Below are 26,237 nucleotides of genomic sequence, written 5' to 3' on the forward strand. Positions count from 1 at the left end.
AACTAGCGATTACTGGTTTACTGTAGAATATAGAGAACCTAATAATCCTACGGTTAAGAAACAGTTTAAAGCACACTTTACTTTAAAACGATAAATAAGAAAATCTTAAATTTCAATTATTTTCTATAATATAAATATGAGAAAAAAGAAAAAATTAACGCCAAAAAGAATTCTAAAAATAATAATAGGAGTAATTGTATTTTTCACATTACCAACACTCCTACTCTACGGTTTTCTTTATTTTAAATACAACGAAGCGTTACCAGTTGGCAAAGAAGCTGGTTCAGAAACTTTAGCATTAAAAATGCTAAATGCTTTAAATTATGAAGCATATAAATCTACCGATTATATAGAATGGACGTTTAAAAAACGTCATCATTTTAAATGGAATAAAGCTGAAAACACCTGCGAAGTCTATTGGAAAAACTATAAAGTAAATTTAGATTTAAACGATAGTTCAAAAAGCGAAGTGTTTAAAAATGATACAAAAACTGAAGGAGAAAATAGTAAAGAACTTATTGAAAAAGCAATCTCCTATTTTAATAATGACTCTTTTTGGTTAGTTGCACCTTATAAGGTTTTTGATGATGGTACACAGCGAACTATAGTTACTTTAGAAAACGGAGAAGAAGCTCTTTTAGTAACCTATAATTCTGGTGGCTCTACTCCAGGAGATTCTTATTTATGGCATTTAGATAACACAGGAAAACCAAAAAGTTTCCAAATGTGGACTTCCATTTTACCAATAGATGGACTAGAAGCGACTTGGAACGATTGGACAACAACTAAAACTGGAGCGATGTTACCAACATTCCATAAATTTATGATTTTAGGTATTGAGATTGAAGGAATAAAAACTTCTCAGTCTCAGTAAACAGCCTGTAAACTTACTTACTCTTCTGCCCTACAAACTGTTGCTCCTTGACCTTAAATAATACATTAAAAGTAGTTAAACTTCCATAGCATCGCGTAATATATTGCTGTAAATCTATTTTCTCTTGTTCGTCTAGATTTTTACTAGAATTAATTTTTTGTTCCATAACACGTAGCCTATCTCGAACCATAGTTATTTTATGAAAAAAATCATCAATTTTAATTTCTTTACTTTTTAAATTAGTATCTGCTGGTTCTAAAATAAGCTTTCCACCTTTCCATTTATCTCCAATATGTACAACCTCACTAACATCGCTATACTTTTTTAGTAAACGCATAAAACTCTGCTCAACATCAAAAAAACTAACCGTATCTACTTCATTTTCTGCAGATTCAATTACTTCTATCTCTTCATTTAATGCGATTGTTTCTAATCCGTTATCTATAAAAGTTACCCAATATTGCTGATTATCAACATTCGTTATTACACCTTTACCGTATTCGTTATGGCTAATTCTTGAGCCTATTCCTAATATTTTCATTTCTATATATTTTTATTATTTACTAAAATTTATTGTCGTATTCAAATAAGTAAATAAAACTGCTTTATTCACTTTCTTATTCATTAAAATTATTTTGAAGTGACATAATTTTAAAATCGAATTTATAAATTAAATACCAAATCGTCTATCTATTTTAATAAAATCCTAACTAATTGAGCTTAAAAATGAACGCTAAAAACCGTAACTTCGCAAATCTGTTTTAAAACAGCAATATTTAGCTATTTATATGACGAATTTTGAAGAAAACATTGTGGTACAAGGTGCCAGAGTTCATAATTTAAAAAATCTCGATGTTACTATTCCGCGAGAAAAATTAGTAGTAATTACTGGTTTATCTGGTAGTGGAAAATCATCGCTTGCTTTCGATACTATTTATGCCGAAGGACAACGTCGTTATATTGAAACATTTTCGGCGTATGCCAGGCAATTTTTGGGTGGCTTAGAACGCCCAGATGTTGATAAAATTGATGGGCTTTCTCCTGTTATTGCTATCGAGCAAAAAACAACAAGTAAATCGCCACGATCAACAGTTGGAACTATAACAGAAATTTACGATTTTTTAAGACTACTTTATGCCCGTGCCAGTGATGCCTATAGTTTTAATACTGGCGAAAAAATGGTAAGCTATAGCGATGAGCAAATAAAATCTCTAATTATTGAAAGCTATAAAGGCAAAAAAATAAATATCTTATCGCCTGTCGTGCGTTCTCGTAAAGGTCATTATCGTGAATTATTCGAGCAAATTGCAAAGCAAGGCTTTGTAAAAGTAAGAACAGATGGTGAAATAAAAGATTTAGTAAAAGGAATGAAACTAGATCGTTATAAAAATCATGATATTGAAATTGTAATAGATAGACTTAAGATTGATGATAAAATTGCTAACGATAAGCGCTTAGATGAAACCATAAATACAGCAATGTACCATGGTGACGATGTGTTAATGGTTATAGATCAAGACACTCAAAAAGCACGTTATTTTAGTAGAAATTTAATGTGTCCTACTTCGGGAATATCGTATCCAAATCCTGAACCAAATAATTTTTCATTTAACTCACCAAAAGGTGCGTGTCCTAATTGTAATGGTATTGGAAACTTATACCAGGTAAACGAAAATAAAATTATTCCAGACGATTCTTTATCTATTAAAAATGGTGCTTTGGCACCTCATGGACCAGAAAAGAAAAGTTGGATTTTTAAGCAATTGCAACTTATTGCAGAGCGTTTTAATTTTAAATTAACAGACGCTTATAAAAATATCCCAAAAGAAGCTAAACAAATTATTTTATACGGTGGAAATGATAAATTTTCTGTTGAAAGTAAAACTTTAGGTATTACAAGAGATTATAAAATTGATTTTGAAGGTGTCGCTAATTTTATAGACAACCAATATAAAAATGCAGAATCTACATCCTTAAAACGCTGGGCAAAAGAATATATGGACAAAGTAAATTGTCCTGTTTGCGAAGCTTCTAGATTACGTAAAGAATCTTTATATTTTAAAGTAGCAGGTAAAAACATTGCCGAATTAGCGAATAAAGATATTGTTGACTTAGCAGAATGGTTTCAAGATTTAGAAAAAAACCTTTCGAAAAAACAAATTAAAATTGCCGAAGAAATAATTAAGGAAATACGAGCTAGACTTCAATTTTTGTTAGATGTTGGTCTTAATTATCTTTCTTTAAACCGAAACTCAAAATCGCTTTCTGGTGGTGAGGCACAACGTATTCGTTTAGCCACTCAAATTGGTTCGCAATTAGTAGGTGTTTTATATATATTAGATGAACCTAGTATAGGTTTACACCAGCGCGATAATGAAAAACTTATAAATTCTTTAGTTTCACTTAGAGATATTGGAAACTCTGTAATTGTTGTTGAACATGATAAAGACATGATAGAAAGTGCAGATCATGTTATTGATATAGGTCCGCGAGCTGGAAAACATGGCGGCGAAATTATAAGTCAAGGCACTCCAAAACAACTATTAAAAGAAAATACACTAACAGCACAATACTTAAACGGTAAAAAAGAAATTGAAATTCCTAAAAAACGTCGTGAAGGTAACGGGAAATTTATTGAATTAAAAGGCTGCACTGGTAATAACTTAAAAAATGTATCGGTAAAATTTCCTCTAGGAAAAATGATAGGAGTTACAGGAGTTTCTGGTAGTGGAAAATCTACATTAATTAACGAAACACTCTATCCCATACTTAATGCCTATTATTTTAATGGTGTAAAAAAACCAATGCCATATAAAAGCATAAAAGGTTTAGAACACTGCGATAAAGTTATAGATATAAACCAATCTCCTATTGGTAGGACACCACGTAGTAATCCTGCAACCTATACCGGAACATTTGGAGAAATAAGAAGTTTATTTGCTAAAATACCAGAAGCTATGATTAGAGGCTATAAACCTGGAAGATTTAGCTTTAATGTTGCTGGTGGACGTTGTGAGACTTGTAAAGGTGGAGGATTACGTGTTATTGAAATGAATTTTCTTCCAGATGTTTACGTAGAGTGCGAAACATGCCAAGGTAAACGTTTCAATAGAGAAACATTAGAAATTAGATATAAAGGAAAAAGCATTAGTGATGTGCTAGACATGACTATTAATGAAGCTGTAGAGTATTTTGAAAATATTCCTAAAATTTATAGAAAACTAAAAACCATACAAGATGTAGGTTTAGGTTACATTACTCTAGGACAACAAAGTACAACTCTTTCTGGAGGAGAAGCACAACGCATTAAATTAGCTACAGAACTAAGCAAACGAGATACAGGAAATACTTTTTATATTTTAGACGAACCTACAACCGGTTTGCATTTTGAAGATATTCGAGTACTAATGATTGTTTTAAACAAATTAGCAGATAAAGGTAATACCGTGTTAATTATAGAACATAATCTAGACGTAATAAAAACAGTAGATCATATTATAGATGTTGGTTACGAAGGTGGACAAGGTGGCGGACAAATTATTGTAGAAGGTACTCCAGAACAAGTTGCAAAACATAAAAAAAGTTACACTGCGAAGTTTCTTAAAAAAGAATTAAAATAGTTTTTGCTTTAAAATAAGAGATAATAGCTTTATAAGTTTATTAACACAAGAGCGTCAGAAAAATTCTTAAATTAGTTATTATTAACCATTAAACTATATTATTATGAGAAGTATTCTTTGGCTTGTAGCCGTCATTTGTATTATTGTATGGCTTCTAGGATTTTTAGGAGTTATGCCTGGAATGAGTGGAAACAGTTTAATTCACATTCTATTAGTTATAGCTGTAATAGTTATTCTTTACAATATTATATCAGGTAGAAAACCATTATAAACATAATTATAACATATTAAATAAAGGTAACCGTAAATGGTTACCTTTTTTATTTTCATTAAAATTATAAATCACTATTCTTGTAAAACATATTTAAGTTATAATGATGAATAAAAAAGAACTTAAAGAATTTTTAGACTCAAAAGTAGAACAATACAATAGGCCAGATTTTATAACTAGCGATCCAATACAAATTCCTCATCGTTTTAGTAAAAAAGAAGATATTGAAATTGCAGGCTTTTTAAGTGCTACTATTGCTTGGGGCAATAGAAAAAGCATTATAAATAATGCAAATAGGATGATGCAATTACTTGATAATTCTCCGTGTGATTTTGTAATAAACCATCAAGAACAGGATTTAGAAAAATTAGAACCTTTTGTACATAGAACATTTAATGGCTTAGATTTTATAACGTTTATAAAAAGCCTTAACCATATCTACAAAAAACATAATGGATTAGAAGCTATATTTGCAACCCATGCCGAAAATGATTCTTTACAAAAAGCAATTCACTTTTTTAAACAGTCTTTTTTCGAAATTGAACATTTGCAACGTACACAAAAACACGTAAGCGACCCATTAAAAAATTCTGCAGCAAAAAGAATTAACATGTAAATACAGGTAATTTGTGTGTTAAATTAATAACTCATTTTAGCTATATTTGTTTATGAAACTAAATAAAAAGGAGCTTAAAGAGTTTTTAGATAATAAAGTTAATGAATATAATACTCTAGAGTTTATAGATTCAGACCCAATTTCAATTCCACATAAGTATTCCTTAAAAGAAGATATAGAAATATCTGGTTTTTTATCAGCTACTATTGCCTGGGGAAATAGAAAGAGTATTATTAAAAATGCTAATAAAATTATGGAGTTGATGGGAAACTCTCCCTATGATTTTGTTATGAGCCATAGTAATGAAGACCTGGCACGATTTGAAGGATTCGTGCATAGAACTTTCAATAGTGAGGACTTAGGCTTCTTTATAAAAAGTTTAAAGAATATTTATTCCAATCATAAAGGTTTAGAAGACATTTTCTCAAAAAATATTTCAAATAACTCAACACAACAATCAATTTCAGAATTTAAAAAAATATTTTTTGAAATAGAGCATCCAAAAAGAACAACTAAGCATGTTAGCGACCCATTGAAGGGCTCCGCTGCGAAAAGAATTAATATGTGGCTTAGATGGAATTGTAGAGATGATAGTGCTGGTGTAGATTTTGGTATTTGGAAAACAATTGATGCTTCAGCATTGTCTTGTCCTTTAGACGTACATTCTGGGAATGTTGCAAGAAAATTAGGTCTTTTAAAACGAAAACAAAATGATGCCAAAGCTCTAGCTGAATTAGATACTAGTTTAAGGTTATTAGACAAAAGTGACCCTGTAAAATATGACTTTGCACTTTTTGGCCTAGGTGTTTTTGAAGGGTTTTAATATTTTTATGAACTTATCAATCTCTTTACTTTTTGAGCAGTACCTAATGAACATTCTCCAAGTTTAGCTGCTCTTCTAAGTGACTCACCATTTTCAAGTTCTTGCTTTACTTTTTTGTATTTAATTAAAAACTCATCATTACTCATAGCAACACCATAAAGACGACCTTTATATTTTCCTTTAGCTTTAGCAATCTCAATTCCCTGACGTTGACGTTCTAACATATTAGTTCGTTCCATTTCTGCCACGTTTCCAAGAACACTAATAATCATTTTAAATATTGGATTTGGTTTACTATCCACCATAGAATACATCCCAATATTTTCAACATATAAATTAACATTGTGTTGATTAAAGAATTCTGAAACAGTCAGAATGTCTAAGATGTTTCTTCCCATTCTATCAATTGAAGAAATATGAACTTCATCAACTTTATTATTAATAATATCGTTTGTTAGTTTTTTTCCTTGTGGCCTTTCGAAGAATGGAATAGCTCCACTAATTTTATCGATATAAACAGTTTGGAACTTATCTGAATTGATTTGCTGTCTATCTGTGTTTTGCTCTAATGTAGAAACTCTAATATATTTTACCTTCATAATTTAAAACGTTATTAAGTAAATATAGTGTATATTTTTAGGATGTCAAAAATATACACCTGAAAACTTATCTACAGTTCAAATTAAGTGTGTCATTTTGAAGCATACTCTAAAAATATACACTTCAGATAACCAATTCATTTTTGAAATATTCCAATATCATTACCATAGCGAGCGTGTCCAACTCACAATATTTCAATAGTGCACTTGTAAGTTGTTCTCTTTCCTGGTTAGACATATCAGTATATTGTAATTTACCGTAAGCAGTAAGAGCAGCTCCTCCATCCGCTATATCCTCAATTTCAGATAATGACAGTTCTATTTGCTCTTCTGTCCAATCTTCAAATACCTTTGGCAATAATTTATAAGGATTCACAACCTCATTATCTTCAATTTTCAACCATATATGATTGGAGTCGAAATTTTTGCTTGAAACTTTAATATCTCCTATAGCCTTTGAATATTTATCTTTTAGAAAAACACTACTTTTTAATATTGCTGGTAATACCATTTTAATGGAGTTAGAACCTTTGGCATAGGGATTATAATAATATTTCTTAATGACTTCACACAAGTCAACCATGTCACGATTTCCTCTCCAGGTCGTAACACTATTCCTTTTACTATGCGAAATAGTTTGTATAAAATCTATAAGTTCATGTTTATCATCTTCATCCGAATCTAATAATTGTTCATAAATAGCATTTACAATTGTATTTTCATGAGCAGCAAATTTGAATATAGTACCAACATCTGCTGCAAGCACTTTTTTTAATTGTCTGATAAACTCAAAATTGGGAAAAACTCCAGGTTTATTATTAATATATTCTGAAGCATGATGAATTGTACCATCTTCGTGATAAGTATGATGCGAAAATTGAAATGCTATTTGCTCATAAGGTCTTCTATCTTTATTAAATGGCAATGCTACTGTACTGGTTTCAAAATCTATAAAATGAAAGGGATAAATCCAGGAGGCCATTTCTTGCTTCAGCCCATCGACATCGACATAACTAGTATTATCCTCATTTATATCTTTTTCTATTTGAATCCACTGTCTCTCAGTTCTAGATAACTTCCCAGCTTCTTCTTTATAACCTATAGCTTCTGGAGTGATGTCTTTTTTAAAAATAACTCCTTCAGAAAACAATTTTTCTCCTCGTCTAAAGTCCCAAATATCAAAAGTGTTTGGAGTGTTAAAATCTCTATTTGTCCATTGGTGTTGCTTCCTAAAACATGTTTTAAATCCCGATAATTTCCCTTCATTTTCTTCGGTATCTGTAGTTTTAAATTCACAACTTTTACATGCTCTATAACTTGTTGGCCAATTATAATACCTATCTTCTAAATAGGCTTCTTTTAATAGCGTAATCGATTCTATAAAGCCCATGTTATCATGAAACTTGTATTTATCTGTCATTATACCTTCTACAGCTTGACTGATATCAACTTTCCCTAAAACTGAAGTCCCTAATTTCGAAATATCTGATTCCAATTTTACAATACCTGTTCTATTATCGGCTTGTTTACTTATTCTAAACAATTGATTGAGACCATCGATGGAAGCTTTGGCCTCTTTATTAGCCATCATTAGATAAGGATTAATTGACCAACCTGGATAGACTAGCTGTATAACATATTTTTGAAATGCGATATCAAACAAATATGACTTCCAACTTGAAACAAGGCCACCTTTCTTTCCTATAAAAGTATAATCATTGGAAGGACTATATGATTTTGCCTTAACTTCTATAAGTTTAATATTGCTGCCTTGCTTAATTAAAATGTCCGTCCGTATAAATAGATTGTCTATAAAAAAAGCAGCTTCAAATATGATTATATTTTCTTGTAAGAGTAATATTTTAGTTTGCTCTGCTAGTCTCTCATAATCCCAATCATTCCCTTCAATTAAAACTCCATTTGGGTAATGCATACGTGCCAGTTCTTCTACCTGGAATCCACCTTGAGCCAAAGCTTGTAAAAATGTATCATCGGTTTTTTGATTTGAGTACTCAACTTTTTTAGTGTAGAATAGCTTATTGGGACATTCTAAACCTAATTTAAATCTGGATTTGGTGAGGACTCTCATAATTTTTACTCCAAAATAACTTTTCTAAATGTTAATGATATCCTACGCTCACGGTTCCTTTTTGACTCATTAAATTTGTCAGATTTGCGAGAAGCAATACCATGTTCGTACAAATATCTAGATTCGTTACTAAATACTAACAACGACCTACGTTTAAGCAAAATACTAATCTTTTCTTTGGATTTAATATTTTTTATATCCATCACAGTGTCAGAAGCTAAACTTAAAGATATAATTGTCTCACTAAAACAGGGTTCACAATCTACATGCATCGCTATACCTTGTCCAGGCTCATAATTATTGACAATAATTTGGTCGGGTATAAAATCAACAACACCTTTACTCAATAGCTTGTCACATAAACCCTTACTCCAATCGGGTAATTCACCTAACCTAAAGTTTTGATTAATTTTCCTTGCTCGATAGTCATACTTATACCCATAGTGTTGAACTTTCCTTTTTAAATCATCCAACCAAGGTTGCTTATCAATAATATCGATAAGTGTTCTTTCTTCAGTTTCAGTGAGAAAATGCTCTTTATAAACTAGACCGTTTATTTGTGATACAAGTTCTTCATTAACCTCTTCATCTGTTTTATATGTTCCAAATAAATCCATTACAATTCTAATAATTCAAAATACACTTTTTCATCTTTCTCATACCTTGACATTTCGTTATTTTTGTATCTAACAACTTCTCGTCTACTTAATTTTGAATTATAGGCTTTTAGTGTTCTTTTAAACACATTATAACTATGATTTCTCTTTTCCATAGCAGAATTCTGGAATAATATAGAGTACTTATTCAATGGAAATCTCTCAACCAATTGATTAATAAACTCTGCTAATAGCTTAGCTTGTTCTGAGTTAATGTTTCCAAAAAAATAAGAAAAGTTAAAAATGCAAAGCTTTGTTTGCGATAGCATATCTTCAAATTGAGCTTCTTCAATATCAGAGAAATTTGTCACCAAATTATAATTAAAATTAACTCCAAACATTGAAGATTGTAAAAATGATTTGGCCTTTTCTAACATTGCGGTTGAAATATCAATTCCAACATATTCAATCATAGCATTTTCTTGAGCTGTGTTTAAATATGACTGAAGTGCTATTCCAGCAGTACATGGTCCACATCCCCAATCGACAAAAACCATTTTCTTAGAATTGTTTTGTAATTCATTTTGGAATAACTCGTCAAAGGATTTAAAAATAGCTAATTGAGAAAAATAATGTTTCCTCATATTGTAATAGCAATACAATAAGGTACGGTCTTTCGGCTCATGAGTAATGATAACTTCATCAAAATTAGCTCGTCCATAACCAATAACCGTTGTGCGGTTATATTCATTATCATATCCCAAAATACCCTTTGGATAATTAGGACTTCTATCTTTTATAGGATTCAAAACAAGCTCATTAAAAACCAAATTAAAAGAGGCGTCTGGTAGTTGTACCTCTTCTTCAGTAGAGGTCTTTTTCAAATCAAGTTCTTCATTAAAAGATATGTCTCCAGTTAGCAAACCATCAACTCCTTCTTCAATTAAACCTCCTCTAGATTTTATAAACTGAGTTAATTTATAGTAAATAGAAACATTAGAAATATAATATGGATTCCCTATCAATATAAGCTGTTCTTTAGCCCTGGTAAGAGCCACATTTAGCTTCCTGTCCACAAGTTCTCCTGTATCACTATCAACCGTAGTGTTTGCAGACAAAAACTCTAACTGAGCGAGAGAGTTAACACATAAGCTCAAAATAATAATATCTTTTTGACTTCCCTGGTATCGTTCTACGGTATCAACAGCAATACCTTCCCAATTAGGGATTTCAGCTTTTTCTAACTCTTTCTTTATTAATGCTATTTGATTCCTGTAGGGCGTAATAATACCAATGGTTTTTTGTGATTGGTATTTAACTTCTCTCAACTCATTTTTGTCAGTAAGTAGAGTGCCTTCATTATTGTTGTATAAATCAATAATTTGCTGCACCAGTTTTGCAGTAGTTTGGGCTTCAAACTCGTTTGTTTTTCTGTTACTAGACTCTGTAACTTTACTTGGAATATATAATAATCGTCTATTCCCTAAATATTTTTGGATGTTATTTTCGAAAGTTCTGAATGGCAATGCTCCAGTTTGGTGGCGTAAACCAGCTATCTTTAATTTATTTCCATAAAAACAGTGATTTGGAAATGTAGCAACACTTTTATGCATTCGTCCTTGGAAGCTCAACATATTAGAAGCATGTTTCCATCCTTTATCTTTTGATAATCGTAGCATTCTCTCAAAGTAAGACTCTCTCAAATCACCAATACCAATACTTTTTAAACTAGAATCAAATCTTTTTGCTTGTTCTTGACTTTGTAATGAAACTGCTGGTAACTGTTTATGGTCTCCAATAAGAATAAACTTTTTAAACCTCCCTAATAAACCAACCAATTGAGGTTCTAATATCTGTGAAGCTTCATCAATAATAACCGTATCGAATTTCTTGATTTTAAAAAGTTCTGTTTTATTAATAATTGATGATACTGTTGAAACAAAAACACGGTGTTTTGATAAAACCTCCACTAGTTCAGCTCTATTGGTGCAGCCTTCTGCAATGCCATCTAATAAGTTATGGTGATGTTCTGTAGCAGTTCCTAATCTTGAACCTATTCTAATAAAGTTTCTATCTGTTCGTCCAAAATTAATACGGCCATCATTTTGGTCTTCAAAATTTATAATAGCATTATTAATCGACTCACAAATCTCATCTACAGCGCGATTAGTGTATGCTAAAACCAAAATATTACCTTCTATAGAACTATGAAGCTGTCTTACCAAGTGCTTTAACATGATGCTGGTTTTACCAGTTCCTGGAGGGCCAATTAATAGATAATAATCTTTTGCCGATAATGCTTCACTTAATATTTTATTTTGCTCTTTTCTTGATTCTGGGTTTTTATTTTCGTCTTCGGTAACAAACTCTTTTAACTCACAATCAAACTCTTCTGGAGCTCGTTTTCCAAGTAATAAATCTCGTTTAGACCTATCTGTTTTGATAAACTTGAATAAGCTCTTAAACATGCTATGGAATGAATGGTCGAGACTATCGTGTTCTATACACCAAGGTTTATCGTTGTTGAAAATTTTATCTTTAGCTACTGCATTTTGCTTGTATCTAAAAACAACTTCCATACAACCATCATTATCTATCTCTTTTGAAATAGAACACTTAAAAATCTGGCCTTGAGTAACAAGAGCATCCTTTTCGGCTTTTTGGTAGAGTACACAAATATCACCTCGTCTAAAATTAAATGCATCGGAATCTAAAAGAGCAGTATGTTTTAGTATTAATCTTGGATTTACTTCATCATCACTATAGTTATTCTCAATTTTTAAAGGCTCTATTGCATCACTTTCATCATTTTCACTAACATCTTCCTTATTCCAAAGTGCAGCATGACCTTTAGAATATTTACCATCGCCTATTTTAGAAAGCATTAGTTCTTGAGCAACAAATTGGTAAAAAGCTAAAAAATATTGTAACTCATCATTATCTAATTTTCTTAAAGCATCTTGGATAGCATCAAAATCTCTTCTAAACCACTCTAATTTAGGATGCAAATCGATTCCTAGTTTTTCAAATCCTAATTCACTGAAAAACTGACTTATAATATCACTGCTCTCAGCAGAAACTACGGCTCTTTCCTTACTAACAATAACGTTTCTAGTATTTAGTATTCTTTTATCAAAATCGACATATTTAGGTACCCATCTTATATTCTCACCTTGGATAGTAGCTGAGGAATAACAAATAGCAGCTTCAATATTGTTATCTGGCATATTGTATACCTGTCGTAACATCATACGATACATTCTTGCTTGCGCTGCATGATTGTCGCTAACTTTTGTAGGCGAATTATCTCTTGACCATGGTAAACGTCCAGATTTTAATTCTATAATTTTTGCTGCTTGATTAGATTTGTCCAACACATCTAAACGTCCTTGTAATCCTATTTTTTCGTTTATGAAAGCGGGTTCTAAAACTGTACTATCTTTATTTATATCAACTCCATCACTTTCAAAATCTAACTGTACTACACGTTTTAAATTATCGAATTGCTCTCTTGTTTTTTGCACAAAACTTTTTAGCTCCTGGTCATCTTTAAATAAGACAGTGTACTGAAAAGGACTATTCTTAAAAGTTTCTTTTATGAGGTTGCTAAATAAAGGCTGATTATCTCTAGGTGCATACACTAACTCATCCATAAAAAAGTTAGAAACATTTCCCTTTAATAAGGCAGCCGAAGCTTCCACTTCAATCATTCGTTTAATAAAAAACAGTTGCCATGGTGCTATTTCATTACCTCCAATGTTTTGAAAACACTCTGCTACAGCTGAAATATCAATTAGATAATCTGGTTGATATACAATATGTAATGGCAAACAATTGTCATTCTCATCAATTTTAACTTCTAATAAGGATAATTTATCACCTACTTGAATTATATCCAGCGTATCGGCATATTCTTTTAATAGATAATCATCTTGTAATGGTATTTTAAACTGATTCCCATCATCAGTATCTACAATAATATGGTTACTTGTTTTATCCCAAACGTACCCAACTAAGGCATTATAATGCGCTTTGGCTTTTGGTGGCTCATAAGTGTCGTACGTTGCTTTATCTGTAATACTAACAAACCAATTTGGTATTGGACTAGATGTTAGCTTCTCTATAAATTTACCTACAGTTAGTAAATATCCATAAAAGTGCCCTTCATCTATTTTGTTAATGGTATCATTTGTTTTAGTATTAAATCTCAAAGCTCCCAAACTCCTCTTTAGGTTTCCAGTTAACTGTTCTTTTCTGTATATAAAATCTAATCTGGCATACAAACTTGGGAATTGTATAGAGGTTTCAGCAGTATAATCTGAAGCAATTAATTGAAGAATACGTTTTAATTCTTTAACACGATATGGTAAGGTCTTATTGTTTTCCTCTGCTATTTCAAATAGTAAATCGTAATATGCGGTGCTGTTTATACTCATACAATTTCTTTAATTTTTTATTCCAATAAATAAATTATCTAAACTAGGCCCAGAACCCATAACAAGTTCATAGCAAATAATATTTTTAGTGTCTTTGGATTCCAATTCTATAAACTTGATTATATCTCCTGTATACGCTTTTTCAACCCATTTCTTGCTAAACTCAAACTCACCATCGTAATAAATAAACTCAGTAGCACTTGAAACCTCATTATTTACTTCATTTTCCTCATCAATTATAACTTCTCCTGTTATTGGACATTCAAAATACAATGGGCTATCTAGCAGTACTATTTCTTTTTTCATTTTAAAAATTTTTACTTCATCAACACCTCATTAGTAACATCATCCATATTAGCAGCAACAATCATTTCACTATCCAAAGCTGTAAAGTGTTTTTTACCACAATCTATTTTACCTTGTTCTTTTGGTCTTAAATCAAATAGTCCAGTACTTCCTTTAGATTCTACTACAAAGAATAGTTTTTCTTCATTTTCATCCTTCCAAAGAATAGCCCAATCTGGATTATAAGTTCCTAGAGGTGTATCAATCTTAAACCAGTTTGGTAGCTTGGCATACACAGAAATATTTTCACTTTCTTCAAAATCGTTAGCTAGTGTAGATTCTACATTAGAATCATAGACAACATAGTCGTAAGGTGACTTTGTACTTTCTTTTAAGTTGTTTTTAAGATATCCGAATAACTCTTCATTTTCAAAAAGTTCTTGACTATAATATTCAGTATCATCAATCTTTTTGTATTGAATACCATCAATAATATGCATTCGCATTTGCTCATTAATAATATCTATACAACCTTCAATAAATTTTTGAGGATTAATTTTAAAATACGGTAACCTAGTTGTTCCTGTAAGTATTTCTACTATTGACTTTCTAGTTAGTTGCGTTTCATTTTGCAAATAGCCAACAATATCTGGAAGCACTTCTACTTCTTCATTTAATGTTTCGGTTCTAACACTATTAGGTTTTATCTCGGCTTCAACACCTCCAATATCAATTGAAAGCGATGCTTTACTATAATGTAGTTTTCCTCTAGTAATTTTTAATCTATCATCTAATGCATTAATACACTCTTTTACTAAACTAGCTGAATCAAAATCTACAGAAAAAGTTGTTTTGTATTTTACACGTTCCCAAAGTGCTTTAAATTCTGGACTGTCCAATACTCGTTTATTTACTTTTACTCTTTTCTTTTCGTCTTTATTTTTAATTTCGAGTTTACCAGCAGCATCTTTTAAATTACTTAATACTTGTTTTAAAACGTGTTTGTTTTCAGTAATTTCTTCTGGTAACTTAACATTATCATTTTTTAAGTCGGTTCTTAATTCGTCTTGCACTTTTCCTCTAGCATCAATATAGCCTTGAGTTAATAAATGCTTGAATAATTCTTCAGATTTTTTCTGACCTAAATACACTGGTGTTTCGTCTTCAATAGCCAACACCACATTAGCAAAACTGTGGGACTCTAAAATTCCGAAACGGATACCAGTATCTGATTCTACTTCTTTTTGAAAGTTACTTACAAAATCGCTGTAAGATTCTGTAGCCATTACTGTAAGTGTATTGACTTCATGACCATAAATACGTTCTCCATCTTGGTTAACGCATAAACGCAAACCTCTACCAATTTCTTGTCTTCTTTTTATTTCTGAATTACCAGCATCTTTAAGCGTACAGATTTGAAATACATTAGGATTATCCCATCCTTCTTTTAATGCTGAATGCGAAAAGATAAAACGTAATTTAGACTTGAAGCTTAACAGCATTTCTTTGTCTCGCATAATTAAACTGTAAGTATCTTCATCTGCTTTTACTTTTCCTGTGGTATCTTTAAAATACTCGAACTTGTCTTTTTTGTTACTGGATTTACTCTTTTTATCTATTGAGAAATATCCATTATGTACAGCCGAAGCATCTTTTTCATCATCGGTAATTTCTTCAAATAGACTTACATATTTTGGTTTGGTAATTAGCTTTAAATACTCTTTTTCAAATATCTCGGCATACTCACCATTTTCAGCATTTCCTTCTTCATCGTACACACGGTACTTACTAACAGAATCAATAAAAAACAAACTTAGTACTTTAATACCTTGAGGATTTAAAATAAGCTCTTTATCTAAATGCTCTTCAATTGTTTTACTTATTAAAGCTGTTTTTACTTGCTTTTCATCTACAGCACCAATGGACTGACCTAAACGAATTACATCTTCTTTACTTGTAAAATCTATATACTCATTACCATCTACAGCATGAATATCTTTTATTATATAGCCTTCGTACTCAATTCTATCTGTTAGTTGTTCTAAGTCTTCATTTTGCTTTACAGTGTAGGTTTTTCTGGTAATACTTCCATTCTTAAACGCATCTACTTCTACTTTAGCCACTGGGAATCCTTTGCTAATTTTTACACTTACTAAACGAATATAAGCTTGATTGTTTACGCCTTCTGTTCGTACAGAACCAACTTCTATTTGTTTTACTAATTTTTTATCATAAGCATCAATAGCATCCAGCTTGTACATTAGGTTTACTTTTTCCTTATGTGTAGCAGAATACCTAATAATAGATAATGGATGTAAACTTTGTACTGCTTTTTTACGAATAGGTGTACTCATGGTACTTTGTGGCTCATCTATAAAAACAACTGGATTTGTGTTTTTAATAAGGTCTAAAGGTTTGTACCCTAAACTATCGTTATATCTGTGAATAATATTGGTTTTATTATCCTTTTTAGGGTTTACAAAACTTTTAGAAAAGGCATCAATATTTATAACCATAATTTCTAAACCATCGTTGGTAGAAAAATCACGGACTTCGTTTAATTTACTACTATCGTAAATAAAGAAGTTGTAATTAATATTATCGTACAACTGTTTAAAATGCTCCTTGGTAATTTCTAACGACTTATAAACACCTTCTTTAATAGGAATGGAAGGCACTACAATAATATGTTTAGAAAAGCCATATTTACGGTACAGCTCCATAATAGAACGTAAATACACATATGTTTTACCAGTACCAGTTTCCATTTCGATGGTAAAGTCTAAATGATTTCGGTTAACCTCTTTACGTTCTGATGGTTTTAAACCATTGGCTAGTTGAATGTTTTGCACATTTTCTAGCAACTTACCTTCGCTTATCGTTAAACGGTTTCCATAACCAATTTCGTTAAACGATATATTATGTTGTTTTGCTAAAAACTCTGGAGAATACACCGTAAAATTAGCCTCACAAACTTCTTGACCTTGAAATATATCTACTATTGCGTTTATACCTTCTTTTTGGTAGTCTAACGCAGCATCAAATTGAATTTTCATTTTTAAATACTTTTAATTTCTGTGATACCAAAACGTTTTAAAGTTTGTACCGAATTTGTTTTTTCTACATCTGTAAAGCCTGTATCCTTAAATATAACACGACACATTTCTGGTGCTAATTCTTTTTTCCACAACCCAATACCTTCTGCAACTTTATTAGTTAAATTATTTCCTAAACAAATAAACAATGCACCAAAACCTACATTAAATACTGTTTTACCTTCAATAGTTTTTTCTTCTATTGGTAAGGTTAAATCTAAACCATATTTTAAAAGTATTTCGTACAATACATCTTCTTCTGTTCTGTCTGTTTTTATATTACTTACAGCATCCCAAAGGTTAGCTTCTAAATCTTCTGGGTTACCATCCCATCCTTTTATATTACTGCTATCTAGTTTGAACACTTTAAATCCTAAATCCAATTCTTTAGCTCTTTCTGGGTTTTCCTCTACTATCTTTTTTGCAGCTCTACGGATACGTTCTTTTCCTATTTCCGTAATTGTTTTATATCCAGCTTTAAAGGCTTCACTTTTTTCATAGACATGCTCTGGAAGTTGAATTTGAATATGTTTTCTATTTGATTTTTCTTCTAAATTTAATTTCATAGTTGCATGAGCTACAGTTGCTGAACCAGAGAAGAAATCTAATACAATATCATTTTCTTTAGTAAAACTACCAATATGTTGTTTGCAGACTTCTACAACTTTTGGCGTGTCAAATGGTATATCTAAATCTTCAAGTAGGGCAGTATCACTTCCTCCATAGTATAGTAGAGAAGGGATATTTTCAAACATGTTTTTAGATAATAAATATTTTTTTCTTGGCTGTATAGTCTCATCTTTACCAAACAAAACGAGGTTTTTGTCTAGTAATTCGTTCATTGTTGAACTTGGGTTCCTCCAGCCTCTTGGTGGTATAACACATTCCTTGTTTGTTTCTGGATGGATTAAAGGAACAAAGTAATCTTGAGGTGCTTTTTTCTTGTTTGGCCAAGCCATAGAGACTGATTGGTAAACATTTCCATTTTCATCCATTTTATTATAAGCTTTTTCCCCTCCACTAAATTCTGTTTTAGAGTTAATCCATTGAGAAAATTCTTTATTTATTTCCTCTAAAGAAGATTCACTTATTTTCTTAAATAAACTTTCTGCTTTTTTTAAAATAGTTTTCGCATTTTTTTTTGGTCTGACAAGTACAGTCTTTTCTAAAAAAGCTTCTTTACTTTTTGTAAATACAAGAATGTTTTCATGTTGATATGCAATCCCTTTAGAATCCCCTTTTGGGTTTCTTTTATCCCAAATTATTGTACCTAAATCATTTTCCTCCCCATAAATTTCATTTAAAATTTTATGTAAATTTAGAACTTCATTCTCATCCATATTAACTAAAATAGCACCATCATCTTTCAATAAATTACGAGCCAAACGCAGACGAGGATACATCATATTCAACCAGTTAGAATGATAACGTCCGTCACTATCTGAGTTTGTGCTTAATTTATTTCCTTCTTCATCGAACTGTCCAGTAACTTCTTGGTAATTGCGTAAGTTATCTTTGTAATCATCTTTATATACAAAGTCCTTACCTGTATTATATGGTGGGTCTATGTAAATCATTTTTATTTTACCAGCATAACTTTTTTGTAGCAGTTTCAACACTTCTAAGTTATCACCTTCTATGTATACATTTTCTGTAGTGTCCCAATCTACACTCTCTTCTTTAGCTGGGCGTAAAGTACCTGTGCTTGGTTTATGCGCTTCACGTCTGGCTTGTGCTTTACCAGCCCATGTAAAACGGTAGTATTCATCTTCTTCTTCAACTTCATCACCGAAAACATCTCTAAAGACATCAAAATCAATTTTGTTTTCGGTTATTAATTCTGGAAATAGCTCTTTAAGTTTTTCTATATTTTCTTGCAATAAATCTTTACTCATAGATAACTTACTGCCTTTTTTAATCTGTTCCATAAATTAAATACTTTTAATTTCTGTTATACCAAAACGCTTTAAGGTTTGTACCGAATTTGTTTTTTCTACATCTGTAAAGCCAGTATCTTTAAAAATAACACGACACATTTCTGGATTTAGGTCTTCTTTCCACTTACCAATACCTTCTGCAACTTTGCTAGTTAGGTTATCGCCTAAACAAATAAATAAAGCGCCAAAACCTACATTAAATACTGTTTTGCCCTCTATGGTTTTTTCTTCTATTGGTAAGGTTAGGTCTAAACCGTATTTTAAGAGTATCTCGTACAATACATCTTCTTCTGTTCTGTCTTTTTTTATATTACTTACAGCATCCCAAAGGTTAGCCTCTAAATCTTCTGGATTACCATCCCAACCTTTTATATTACTACTATCTAGCTTAAACACTTTAAAACCTAAATCTAAGTTTTTTACTTTTTCTGGATTTTCTTCTGTTATTTTTTTTGCTGCTCTGCGGATGCGTTCTTTTCCTAATTCTGTTATCTTTTCATAACCTTCTTTAAAGGCAAGATGTTTTTCATTTATAAGTTCGGGTAATTGAATTTGAATAAATTTTCTTTGAGAATTTTTCTCTGAGTTGACTTCTGATACAGCATGAGCTGTTGTTGCAGAACCAGAGAAAAAATCTAAGACTATGTCAGATGGACTTGTACCACAAAGTATTAGTTTTTTAATGAAGTGTTTTGATTTTGGAAAATCCATCACATTCTTGTTAAATAATTCCTTTATAGATTTTTTTCCGTAATCGTTACTTATTTCTTTCTCATTCCATAAAGATTTGGGTAATGTCAATGCAGTATTTCCATCTTCATCAAATAAGTAATCTTTTCTAAACACTTGCCAATGATTATTTATTTGCGCAGCAACTAAAAGATGATTGTCTGAAGTCACTTTATCTTTACCCCAAGTCCAACATGTTTTTACTCCTTCAATTGTTTCTGGAAGTGCCGTTTCTGTATATGTACTATCTTTAATTACAGAAACACTTAGTGTTTCTGGACATATAAAAATAGGGTAGTAAAGATTTGGTCGAGTGATAGGATTAAATGCTTGATTTCTATTCCTTAACCCTAATACCCTATGAGCACCTCTTTCATCATTTCTGTCATATTCATCAACCATTTTTCCAGTTTTTTCTAAACCATACATAGTCGAACTTTTAGAAGTATTTTTTCCATATATCAATAAAGTCTCATGAGTTTTGGCAACAAAATCATCTAAATGTCTTCCTCTAGGGTTCAACTGAACGGCTAAACTTGCAATGAAATTTGATTCTCCATATAATTCATCGCATATTTTTTTTAAATTATAAGATTCATTATCATCAATACTCATAAAAATCACACCATCCTCTTTTAATAAATTACGAGCTAAACGCAAACGAGGATACATCATATTTAACCAATTAGAATGGTAACGCCCATCACTATCGCTATTGGTACTTAATTTATTACCATCATTATCAACTTGCCCAGTAACTTCTTGATAGTTTCTTAAATTATCTTTATAATTATCCTTATATACAAAGTCTTTACCTGTATTATATGGTGGGTCTATATATATCATTTTTACTTTACCAGCATAACTTTTTTGTAATAGTTTTAAGACTTCTAGGTTATCGCCTTCAATGTATACATTTTCTGTAGTGTCCCAATCTACACTCTCTTCTTTTGCTGGACGCAAAGTACCTGTACTAGGTTTATGCGCTTCACGTCTGGCTTGTGCTTTACCAGCCCATGTAAAACGATAGTATTCATCTTCTTCTTCAATATCTTCACCTAAAACGTCTTGCAATACAGTAAAGTCTATTTTGCCTTCGGTAACAATTTCTGGAAAAAGTTGTTTAAGCTTTTCTATGTTATCGGCTACTAAATCTTTGCTTTGCGTTAGGTTATCGCCTTGTTGTATTTTATCTATGCTCATACTGTGGTGAGTTGTTGCTTAATGCGTTCTATTTGTTGTCGCTTTTTCTGTATGGCTACATTTAAAGCTACTTTGTTATTTAGTTGTTTTTCTTTACTTAACTGGCTTTTAAGGCTAGTTATTTCGGTTTCTATGTTTTCTATGGCTAATAAATTAGCCATATCTGCTTCCGTACGTTTTTGGCTTCGTTTATTAAAACTACCTGTACTTTGTGCTACTTGGTGTTGTACTACTGCTTGTATGTAACTTTTATATGTGGTTTCTAGATTGGTTTTATCTAGTGTATTAAAATCTAAAGCTTTAAAAAAAGCTTCGGTTTGCTCGTTTTTATAAAGTTTAGATATTGCTGAGGTATTAAACTGTTGGTCTACTACCAATTTATTATTATCTACTTGGTTAATGCGTTTTTCGGCTACATTGATAACAAAATCGTTACCGTCTTCAACTACCAGTACAACTTGATGCGCAATATATTTTTGAATGAATTGCGCACAGTTTTCAGCATGCTTTTCTAACTGGTTATTATTAATACTACACGTAATTATTAAAATATTCTCGTAACTATCGGTTTCTGTTACTACTGCTGGAATATTAGTTTTCTCTAGATTAACTTGCCCCAATATTTCCATAGCGACAATAGCATTGTTTAGCAACTTTTTTTCAGCACTGGAAAGGCTAAAATTCCGAAGAAAAAAAGCTTTAGTTAACCGTTGCGCTACCAAACTACGGTCTGGTATTTTAAATATGTTATTAAACGAATTACTCATTTATTTTATAATTAAATAACTGACTAGCTCTAAAGCTTCATCATTATCCATGTTTTTATTTGCTAAATTAATTGCACCACGAGTAGCCAACATATCTAAACCAACTTCTTCTTGTACACCAACTACATCTTTTAATGATGCTTTTAATAGTTGAGTATAGGCTTGCATTTTTTTAGTTGCTTTGGTTTCTTTTTCAAATTCGGCAACTAAATCTGGTAACACTTTATCGTTACCCATGCATAGTTTTCTAAAATAATCTAGTGCTATTTTAGTTTGTGCAGCTGTAACGCTTTCTTTACCATCTAGACTAGCATATACTAAGAAGTATGGATATAAAATGTTGTTTTTAAGCTTATCGCTTATATCGTTGCTAGTATCTTTTAAACAGAAAATTACACCTTCTTTAACGCTGTCTAAATTAGATTTTACAATAGCATAAGATGCTGGTGGAATTTCGTTTAAAGCTTCTATTTGTGCATCGCTACTTTTTTCTAAATCTATTTTAAAATCGTTAAAAGTCATATCGGTAATAGAAATATTACCATTAATATCTTCTAAATCTAGTACTTGGTCTTGTAGCTGTTTTAATTGGCGTTTACGATAATCTAAATCTTGCATTTCACGACTATTTCTAGAAATTACATTATCTTCTCCAGTAGCAGAAACATCTAGCATAACCATACGTCCTTTTACTTTTGCTACTAAGTCTATAAAACTATCAAGCTCCATACTTGGAAAAAAATTAACCAGCTGTATTTGCTCGTTAATAGAACCAATACGGTCTATACGCCCAAAACGTTGAATGATGCGTACTGGATTCCAGTGAATATCATAGTTTACTAAATAATCGCAATCTTGTAAGTTTTGACCTTCTGAGATACAATCTGTACAGAATAAAATATCTATTTCAGATTTTACATCTGGATACACATCTTTTCTTTTTTTAGATAACGGTGAAAAATGAGTTAATATAGAGTTGAGGTCGTTTTTGCAATTTTTCATGTTGGTTTTGTTGTGACCAGAACCAGTAACTAATGCAGTATTTAAACCTTTTTCTTTTTTTAGCCAGTCGCTTAATTCATTGTACATGTAATTTGCTGTATCTGCAAAGGCAGTAAATACAATTACTTTTTTATTGTTTCCGTTTAGTGGGTTTTCTAATTTACCTTCAATTAGGCTTTTTAATTTTAAGAGCTTTGCATCGCGTTTTACATCTATAAGCTTGATACTTGCTAGTATGTTTGTTAAAATGCTTTTATCGTGCTTTAAATCTTGTTTCCAGCGTATGCCATCAATATCTTGAATAAGTACTTTTGTTTTACCACCAATTAGTAAATCTTCTAAAGTGGTATCATCAATATCTATATCTGTAATATTGGTGTCTAAATCTATATCTCCATTTTTATGCTCTTCTAATTGTTTTAAATTAGAGTTAACTAGAGCAATTAGTTTTTCTACGGTAAGTTTAAATGAATGTATAGAACTTTCTAAACGTTTTAAAAGGTTAACACGCATTAAGTATATTAAACTCTGCTCTCTGTCTACTTGTTTAAAAACACTACCAGTATGCGTTTGCATATCGTATTTTTCTTCGTAAAAATCACGCTTATGAGGCATTACGTATCCTAACGGTGTATAAGACGCTAGTGTTAGTGTACTAATCTCATCGTAAATCTGACCAATATCTTTAAACTGATTTTTAGTGTCAATTTCTGGATGTATAGTAATAGGTGCTAAACGATTTGGAAACTTACCAATATCTGTAGTGTCGTAATATTTTTCAATATGTTTTCTAGACCTTGCGATGGTTAGCATATCTAGAATTCTAAAATAAGCACCATCTAAATGTTGCATCAGTTCATTTACATCTAAATCGTCTGGGTCTCCATCTCTAAACCAATTAGTAAAGCGACGTTGAGAATCTTTCATTACTTGAGATACGCTATTAATACCATGTGAAGCAAACGCAGCGTCATCACCTTCAGTTATAAAGGCTATTTGATTTTTCAAGTCATTCATTTTATTGTTAACTGGAGTGGCAGATAACATTAAAACTTTAGTACGAATATTTGCCTTGATAACATCTTGCATCAAACGTTTATAGCGTGTCATCCCTTTTTTAGTAGGATTGTTTCTAAAGTTATGAGATTCATCAATTACAACTAAATCGTAATTTCCCCAATTAATAGTTTCTAAATCTATATCACCAGATTTTCCACGAACTCTAGACAAATCTGTATGATTAAGCACGTTGTAGTTTAATCTGTCTTCTGCTAAAACATTGCGTTTATCATTTAGCGTATAAACCGTCCAGTTTTCTCTAAGCTTTTTAGGAGCTAAAACTAAAATTCTACTATTACGTAATTGATAATATTTAATAACACCTAAAGCTTCAAAGGTTTTACCTAAACCAACGCTGTCTGCAATTACACAGCCACCATAAGCTTCAATTTTTTCAATTGCACCAATTACAGCATCCTTTTGAAAATTATACAGTAGACTCCATATTTTAGAGTTTTTAAAACCTACTTTTTCAAGTTTTTCATCTGCTCGTTCGTTAATTGTAGAGTATTGGAAAATTTCACGAATACAGTATTTATAAATAGCTTCACCAGTAAAATTTGAAGTTCCTTTTTCGAGTTCTTCTACAACCATATCATTTAAAGATTGACTACTGTTTTCCCAAGCGTTTTTAAACAATGTTAAATATGTGCTATTGGAATCATCCAAAGCGTTTATAAGTACTGGAAACTGAGAAGGTAAAAGACCCAAACTTACAGAGTCTAAATTTAACGGTGTAAGTGTGTAGCAAGTTGAGTTATCTTCATTTTCTATAATTAAGATATTTTGATTTGCAGTACTTCCTTTTCTAAACTGGATTTTATCTTCTATTAAACCAATAACTTGATTTATTTTATATTTTCTATCTAATGCTAAGTTTAATTTTTGCTCAGCACTGTTTTGGATAAACTGAAAATCCTCTTCTGATTTTAAATCTAATAAAATATTTACTTGACTAGATTTTTTTAGCACTTCAATTAATTCAAAAACAGCAAAAGCAGTAAAGAAATTACAGCTTATGTAGACCTTAGATTTTTCATTAATTAAACTTTTGATTTCATCGATTAATAGGGTGTCTTGGTTGTTGATTAATTTCATTTAGCGGTTTGGTTATCAATTAATAGGTCTTTCACACTAACGTTTAGAAGCTCTGCAATTTCAAATAACACTTCAACTCTAGGTTGTCTTCGATTAGCAGCATAACTATTTACCATGTTATAGCTTTTACCAAGTCTTTCAGCAAGTAAAGATTGCTTTATGCCTTTTTCATTTAGAACTTCTTTAATACGATTCATAACGTGAATTTTAAAAAAAATAAATATAGAATTATTATCTCATAAAATGATATAAATCTTTCAAGAAAATGGTCTTTTTAGTTGCAGCTGCATATTTATGAATAAAGATAATTATGAAACAAAAAAACTATTTCGAATTCAAGCATATAATTGAATTAACTGGTATATCTGAGCGTACTTTTAGATACCGAATGAAAGCGATTAAAGAAAAGTATAAAGACCAACCAGAACTACTATTTAAGAAAAGGCATAGCTGGAGAATACACCACAGTTTACTTTTTGAATTTAATCACAAGTACCAAATAAATAATACCAATAAAAACTAAAACATATGGAATCTATTATAAAAAATATAGAATTAATGTACACTCCGTATACCAAAGAATTATTAATAAAATACGTTAACTTACAATATGAAGAAGATGCCGACTTTAGCGATGAAAGTCTAAAAACCGAACTCCTTTGGTTATATGAAAACAATGAGCTTGACCGATTGATACTTGCGGAGTATTTAGACTCAGACGCTTTAAAAATGAATATTTCTAATAAAACGAAAACAAACAATGCATCATCAAGCAAGCCATTAACACAACAACGATTATCAACATTAATCAAGTCTAAACTTGAAGAAGTTGATGGCGCTTTGTATGATTGTACCGTTACAGATTACCAACTATTAAAAAGTAATAACGGATTGTTTAATATACTAATACCCTTAAAATAACTAGCTATACACTTTCGAGTACATTCTCTTTATTTTACCCTACCTATGTTTTAACGGAGGGAGTAACCCCTCTTACAGCACCTCCCTCCGTTATCCCTAGGGTACCATTTGATGCTTTAAACGTACTTTTTTTTGTACTCTAGCCCTCACGTATTTGCTAACATGCAATTTTATAATAAACCGCTAAAACACTAAAAAGAAGCCGTTTTTTAATAAT

Annotated in this window: 18 protein-coding genes and 1 pseudogene; 7 read left to right on the plus strand and 12 right to left on the minus strand. The window is 31.1% G+C overall.

Annotated features, from left to right (window positions below; genetic code table 11):
* Positions 1–136: 136 nt before the first annotated feature.
* On the plus strand, positions 137–874 hold the full coding sequence (locus tag CLV86_RS13445) for a hypothetical protein (protein WP_121053084.1): 738 nt from the start codon (positions 137–139) through the stop codon (positions 872–874).
* A gap of 13 nt (positions 875–887) precedes the next feature.
* Here CLV86_RS13445 and CLV86_RS13450 read toward each other — a convergent pair whose 3' ends face one another.
* Positions 888–1,415, minus strand: a complete 528-nt coding sequence (locus CLV86_RS13450; RefSeq protein WP_121053086.1) for a hypothetical protein — start codon at positions 1,413–1,415, stop codon at positions 888–890.
* A gap of 247 nt (positions 1,416–1,662) precedes the next feature.
* On the opposite strand from CLV86_RS13450, the gene uvrA reads away from it, so the two are divergent.
* From uvrA to CLV86_RS13470, 4 genes and pseudogenes are all read left to right on the plus strand, one after another.
* A complete protein-coding gene (gene uvrA / locus CLV86_RS13455) occupies positions 1,663–4,494 on the plus strand; it encodes an excinuclease ABC subunit UvrA (RefSeq protein ID WP_121053088.1) in 2,832 nt (943 codons plus the stop codon).
* 103 nt (positions 4,495–4,597) lie between these two features.
* Positions 4,598–4,765 (plus strand): lmo0937 family membrane protein, encoded by a 168-nt coding sequence (locus tag CLV86_RS13460; RefSeq protein WP_121053090.1) that lies wholly within the window; start codon positions 4,598–4,600, stop codon positions 4,763–4,765.
* Positions 4,766–4,871: 106 nt separating this feature from the next.
* Positions 4,872–5,378, plus strand: a pseudogene (locus CLV86_RS13465) (DUF2400 domain-containing protein); the annotation flags it as partial.
* Between the two features lie 55 nt (positions 5,379–5,433).
* The gene (locus CLV86_RS13470) at positions 5,434–6,204 is read left to right on the plus strand and encodes a TIGR02757 family protein (RefSeq protein ID WP_121053092.1); all 771 of its coding nucleotides are present in this window, start codon (positions 5,434–5,436) and stop codon (positions 6,202–6,204) included.
* A 5-nt stretch (positions 6,205–6,209) separates the two neighbouring features.
* Here CLV86_RS13470 and CLV86_RS13475 read toward each other — a convergent pair whose 3' ends face one another.
* The 11 genes from CLV86_RS13475 to CLV86_RS13525 all read right to left on the minus strand — a co-directional run bounded on the left by CLV86_RS13475 (position 6,210) and on the right by CLV86_RS13525 (position 25,296).
* The gene (locus CLV86_RS13475; RefSeq protein WP_121053094.1) at positions 6,210–6,803 is read right to left on the minus strand and encodes a recombinase family protein; all 594 of its coding nucleotides are present in this window, start codon (positions 6,801–6,803) and stop codon (positions 6,210–6,212) included.
* A 124-nt stretch (positions 6,804–6,927) separates the two neighbouring features.
* Positions 6,928–8,892 (minus strand): DUF2779 domain-containing protein, encoded by a 1,965-nt coding sequence (locus CLV86_RS13480; RefSeq protein WP_121053096.1) that lies wholly within the window; start codon positions 8,890–8,892, stop codon positions 6,928–6,930.
* 5 nt (positions 8,893–8,897) lie between these two features.
* Positions 8,898–9,509 (minus strand): alpha-ketoglutarate-dependent dioxygenase AlkB, encoded by a 612-nt coding sequence (locus CLV86_RS13485; RefSeq protein WP_121053098.1) that lies wholly within the window; start codon positions 9,507–9,509, stop codon positions 8,898–8,900.
* Positions 9,509–13,924 carry an L-histidine N(alpha)-methyltransferase gene (locus tag CLV86_RS13490; protein WP_121053101.1) on the minus strand — a complete coding sequence of 1,472 codons (4,416 nt, stop codon included), beginning with the start codon at positions 13,922–13,924 and terminating at the stop codon, positions 9,509–9,511. The genes CLV86_RS13485 and CLV86_RS13490 overlap by 1 nt, the downstream gene beginning before the upstream one ends.
* A 9-nt stretch (positions 13,925–13,933) precedes the next feature.
* Positions 13,934–14,230, minus strand: coding sequence for a hypothetical protein (locus tag CLV86_RS13495; RefSeq protein ID WP_121053103.1), 297 nt, complete (start codon positions 14,228–14,230; stop codon positions 13,934–13,936).
* 11 nt (positions 14,231–14,241) lie between these two features.
* Positions 14,242–17,265 carry a type III restriction-modification system endonuclease gene (locus tag CLV86_RS13500; protein WP_121053105.1) on the minus strand — a complete coding sequence of 1,008 codons (3,024 nt, stop codon included), beginning with the start codon at positions 17,263–17,265 and terminating at the stop codon, positions 14,242–14,244.
* A 2-nt stretch (positions 17,266–17,267) separates the two neighbouring features.
* On the minus strand, positions 17,268–19,232 hold the full coding sequence (locus tag CLV86_RS13505; protein WP_121053107.1) for a site-specific DNA-methyltransferase: 1,965 nt from the start codon (positions 19,230–19,232) through the stop codon (positions 17,268–17,270).
* A gap of 3 nt (positions 19,233–19,235) precedes the next feature.
* Positions 19,236–21,173, minus strand: a complete 1,938-nt coding sequence (locus CLV86_RS13510) for a site-specific DNA-methyltransferase (RefSeq protein ID WP_121053109.1) — start codon at positions 21,171–21,173, stop codon at positions 19,236–19,238.
* On the minus strand, positions 21,170–21,940 hold the full coding sequence (locus CLV86_RS13515; RefSeq protein WP_121053111.1) for a DUF4391 domain-containing protein: 771 nt from the start codon (positions 21,938–21,940) through the stop codon (positions 21,170–21,172). The genes CLV86_RS13510 and CLV86_RS13515 overlap by 4 nt, the downstream gene beginning before the upstream one ends.
* The gene (locus CLV86_RS13520) at positions 21,941–25,099 is read right to left on the minus strand and encodes a helicase-related protein (protein WP_121053113.1); all 3,159 of its coding nucleotides are present in this window, start codon (positions 25,097–25,099) and stop codon (positions 21,941–21,943) included.
* Positions 25,096–25,296 (minus strand): helix-turn-helix transcriptional regulator, encoded by a 201-nt coding sequence (locus CLV86_RS13525; protein WP_121053115.1) that lies wholly within the window; start codon positions 25,294–25,296, stop codon positions 25,096–25,098. The genes CLV86_RS13520 and CLV86_RS13525 overlap by 4 nt, the downstream gene beginning before the upstream one ends.
* Positions 25,297–25,409: 113 nt before the next feature.
* Between CLV86_RS13525 and CLV86_RS14165 the strand changes: the two genes are divergently transcribed.
* Positions 25,410–25,622, plus strand: coding sequence for a hypothetical protein (locus tag CLV86_RS14165; protein WP_147427042.1), 213 nt, complete (start codon positions 25,410–25,412; stop codon positions 25,620–25,622).
* A gap of 5 nt (positions 25,623–25,627) precedes the next feature.
* Positions 25,628–26,020, plus strand: a complete 393-nt coding sequence (locus CLV86_RS13530; protein WP_147427043.1) for a hypothetical protein — start codon at positions 25,628–25,630, stop codon at positions 26,018–26,020.
* The last annotated feature ends 217 nt before the right edge of the window (positions 26,021–26,237 follow it).

Origin of the sequence: Lacinutrix venerupis (genome assembly GCF_003663945.1) — a bacterium.
Classification (GTDB): domain Bacteria; phylum Bacteroidota; class Bacteroidia; order Flavobacteriales; family Flavobacteriaceae; genus Lacinutrix; species Lacinutrix venerupis.

Coding starts and splice junctions, on each gene's coding strand:
- CLV86_RS13445 (WP_121053084.1), top strand. CDS start 137: ATGAGAAAAAAGAAAAAATTAACGCCAAAAAGAATTCTAAAAATAATA.
- CLV86_RS13450 (WP_121053086.1), bottom strand. CDS start 1,415: ATGAAAATATTAGGAATAGGCTCAAGAATTAGCCATAACGAATACGGT.
- uvrA (WP_121053088.1), top strand. CDS start 1,663: ATGACGAATTTTGAAGAAAACATTGTGGTACAAGGTGCCAGAGTTCAT.
- CLV86_RS13460 (WP_121053090.1), top strand. CDS start 4,598: ATGAGAAGTATTCTTTGGCTTGTAGCCGTCATTTGTATTATTGTATGG.
- CLV86_RS13470 (WP_121053092.1), top strand. CDS start 5,434: ATGAAACTAAATAAAAAGGAGCTTAAAGAGTTTTTAGATAATAAAGTT.
- CLV86_RS13475 (WP_121053094.1), bottom strand. CDS start 6,803: ATGAAGGTAAAATATATTAGAGTTTCTACATTAGAGCAAAACACAGAT.
- CLV86_RS13480 (WP_121053096.1), bottom strand. CDS start 8,892: ATGAGAGTCCTCACCAAATCCAGATTTAAATTAGGTTTAGAATGTCCC.
- CLV86_RS13485 (WP_121053098.1), bottom strand. CDS start 9,509: ATGGATTTATTTGGAACATATAAAACAGATGAAGAGGTTAATGAAGAA.
- CLV86_RS13490 (WP_121053101.1), bottom strand. CDS start 13,924: ATGAGTATAAACAGCACCGCATATTACGATTTACTATTTGAAATAGCA.
- CLV86_RS13495 (WP_121053103.1), bottom strand. CDS start 14,230: ATGAAAAAAGAAATAGTACTGCTAGATAGCCCATTGTATTTTGAATGT.
- CLV86_RS13500 (WP_121053105.1), bottom strand. CDS start 17,265: ATGAAAATTCAATTTGATGCTGCGTTAGACTACCAAAAAGAAGGTATA.
- CLV86_RS13505 (WP_121053107.1), bottom strand. CDS start 19,232: ATGGAACAGATTAAAAAAGGCAGTAAGTTATCTATGAGTAAAGATTTA.
- CLV86_RS13510 (WP_121053109.1), bottom strand. CDS start 21,173: ATGAGCATAGATAAAATACAACAAGGCGATAACCTAACGCAAAGCAAA.
- CLV86_RS13515 (WP_121053111.1), bottom strand. CDS start 21,940: ATGAGTAATTCGTTTAATAACATATTTAAAATACCAGACCGTAGTTTG.
- CLV86_RS13520 (WP_121053113.1), bottom strand. CDS start 25,099: ATGAAATTAATCAACAACCAAGACACCCTATTAATCGATGAAATCAAA.
- CLV86_RS13525 (WP_121053115.1), bottom strand. CDS start 25,296: ATGAATCGTATTAAAGAAGTTCTAAATGAAAAAGGCATAAAGCAATCT.
- CLV86_RS14165 (WP_147427042.1), top strand. CDS start 25,410: ATGAAACAAAAAAACTATTTCGAATTCAAGCATATAATTGAATTAACT.
- CLV86_RS13530 (WP_147427043.1), top strand. CDS start 25,628: ATGGAATCTATTATAAAAAATATAGAATTAATGTACACTCCGTATACC.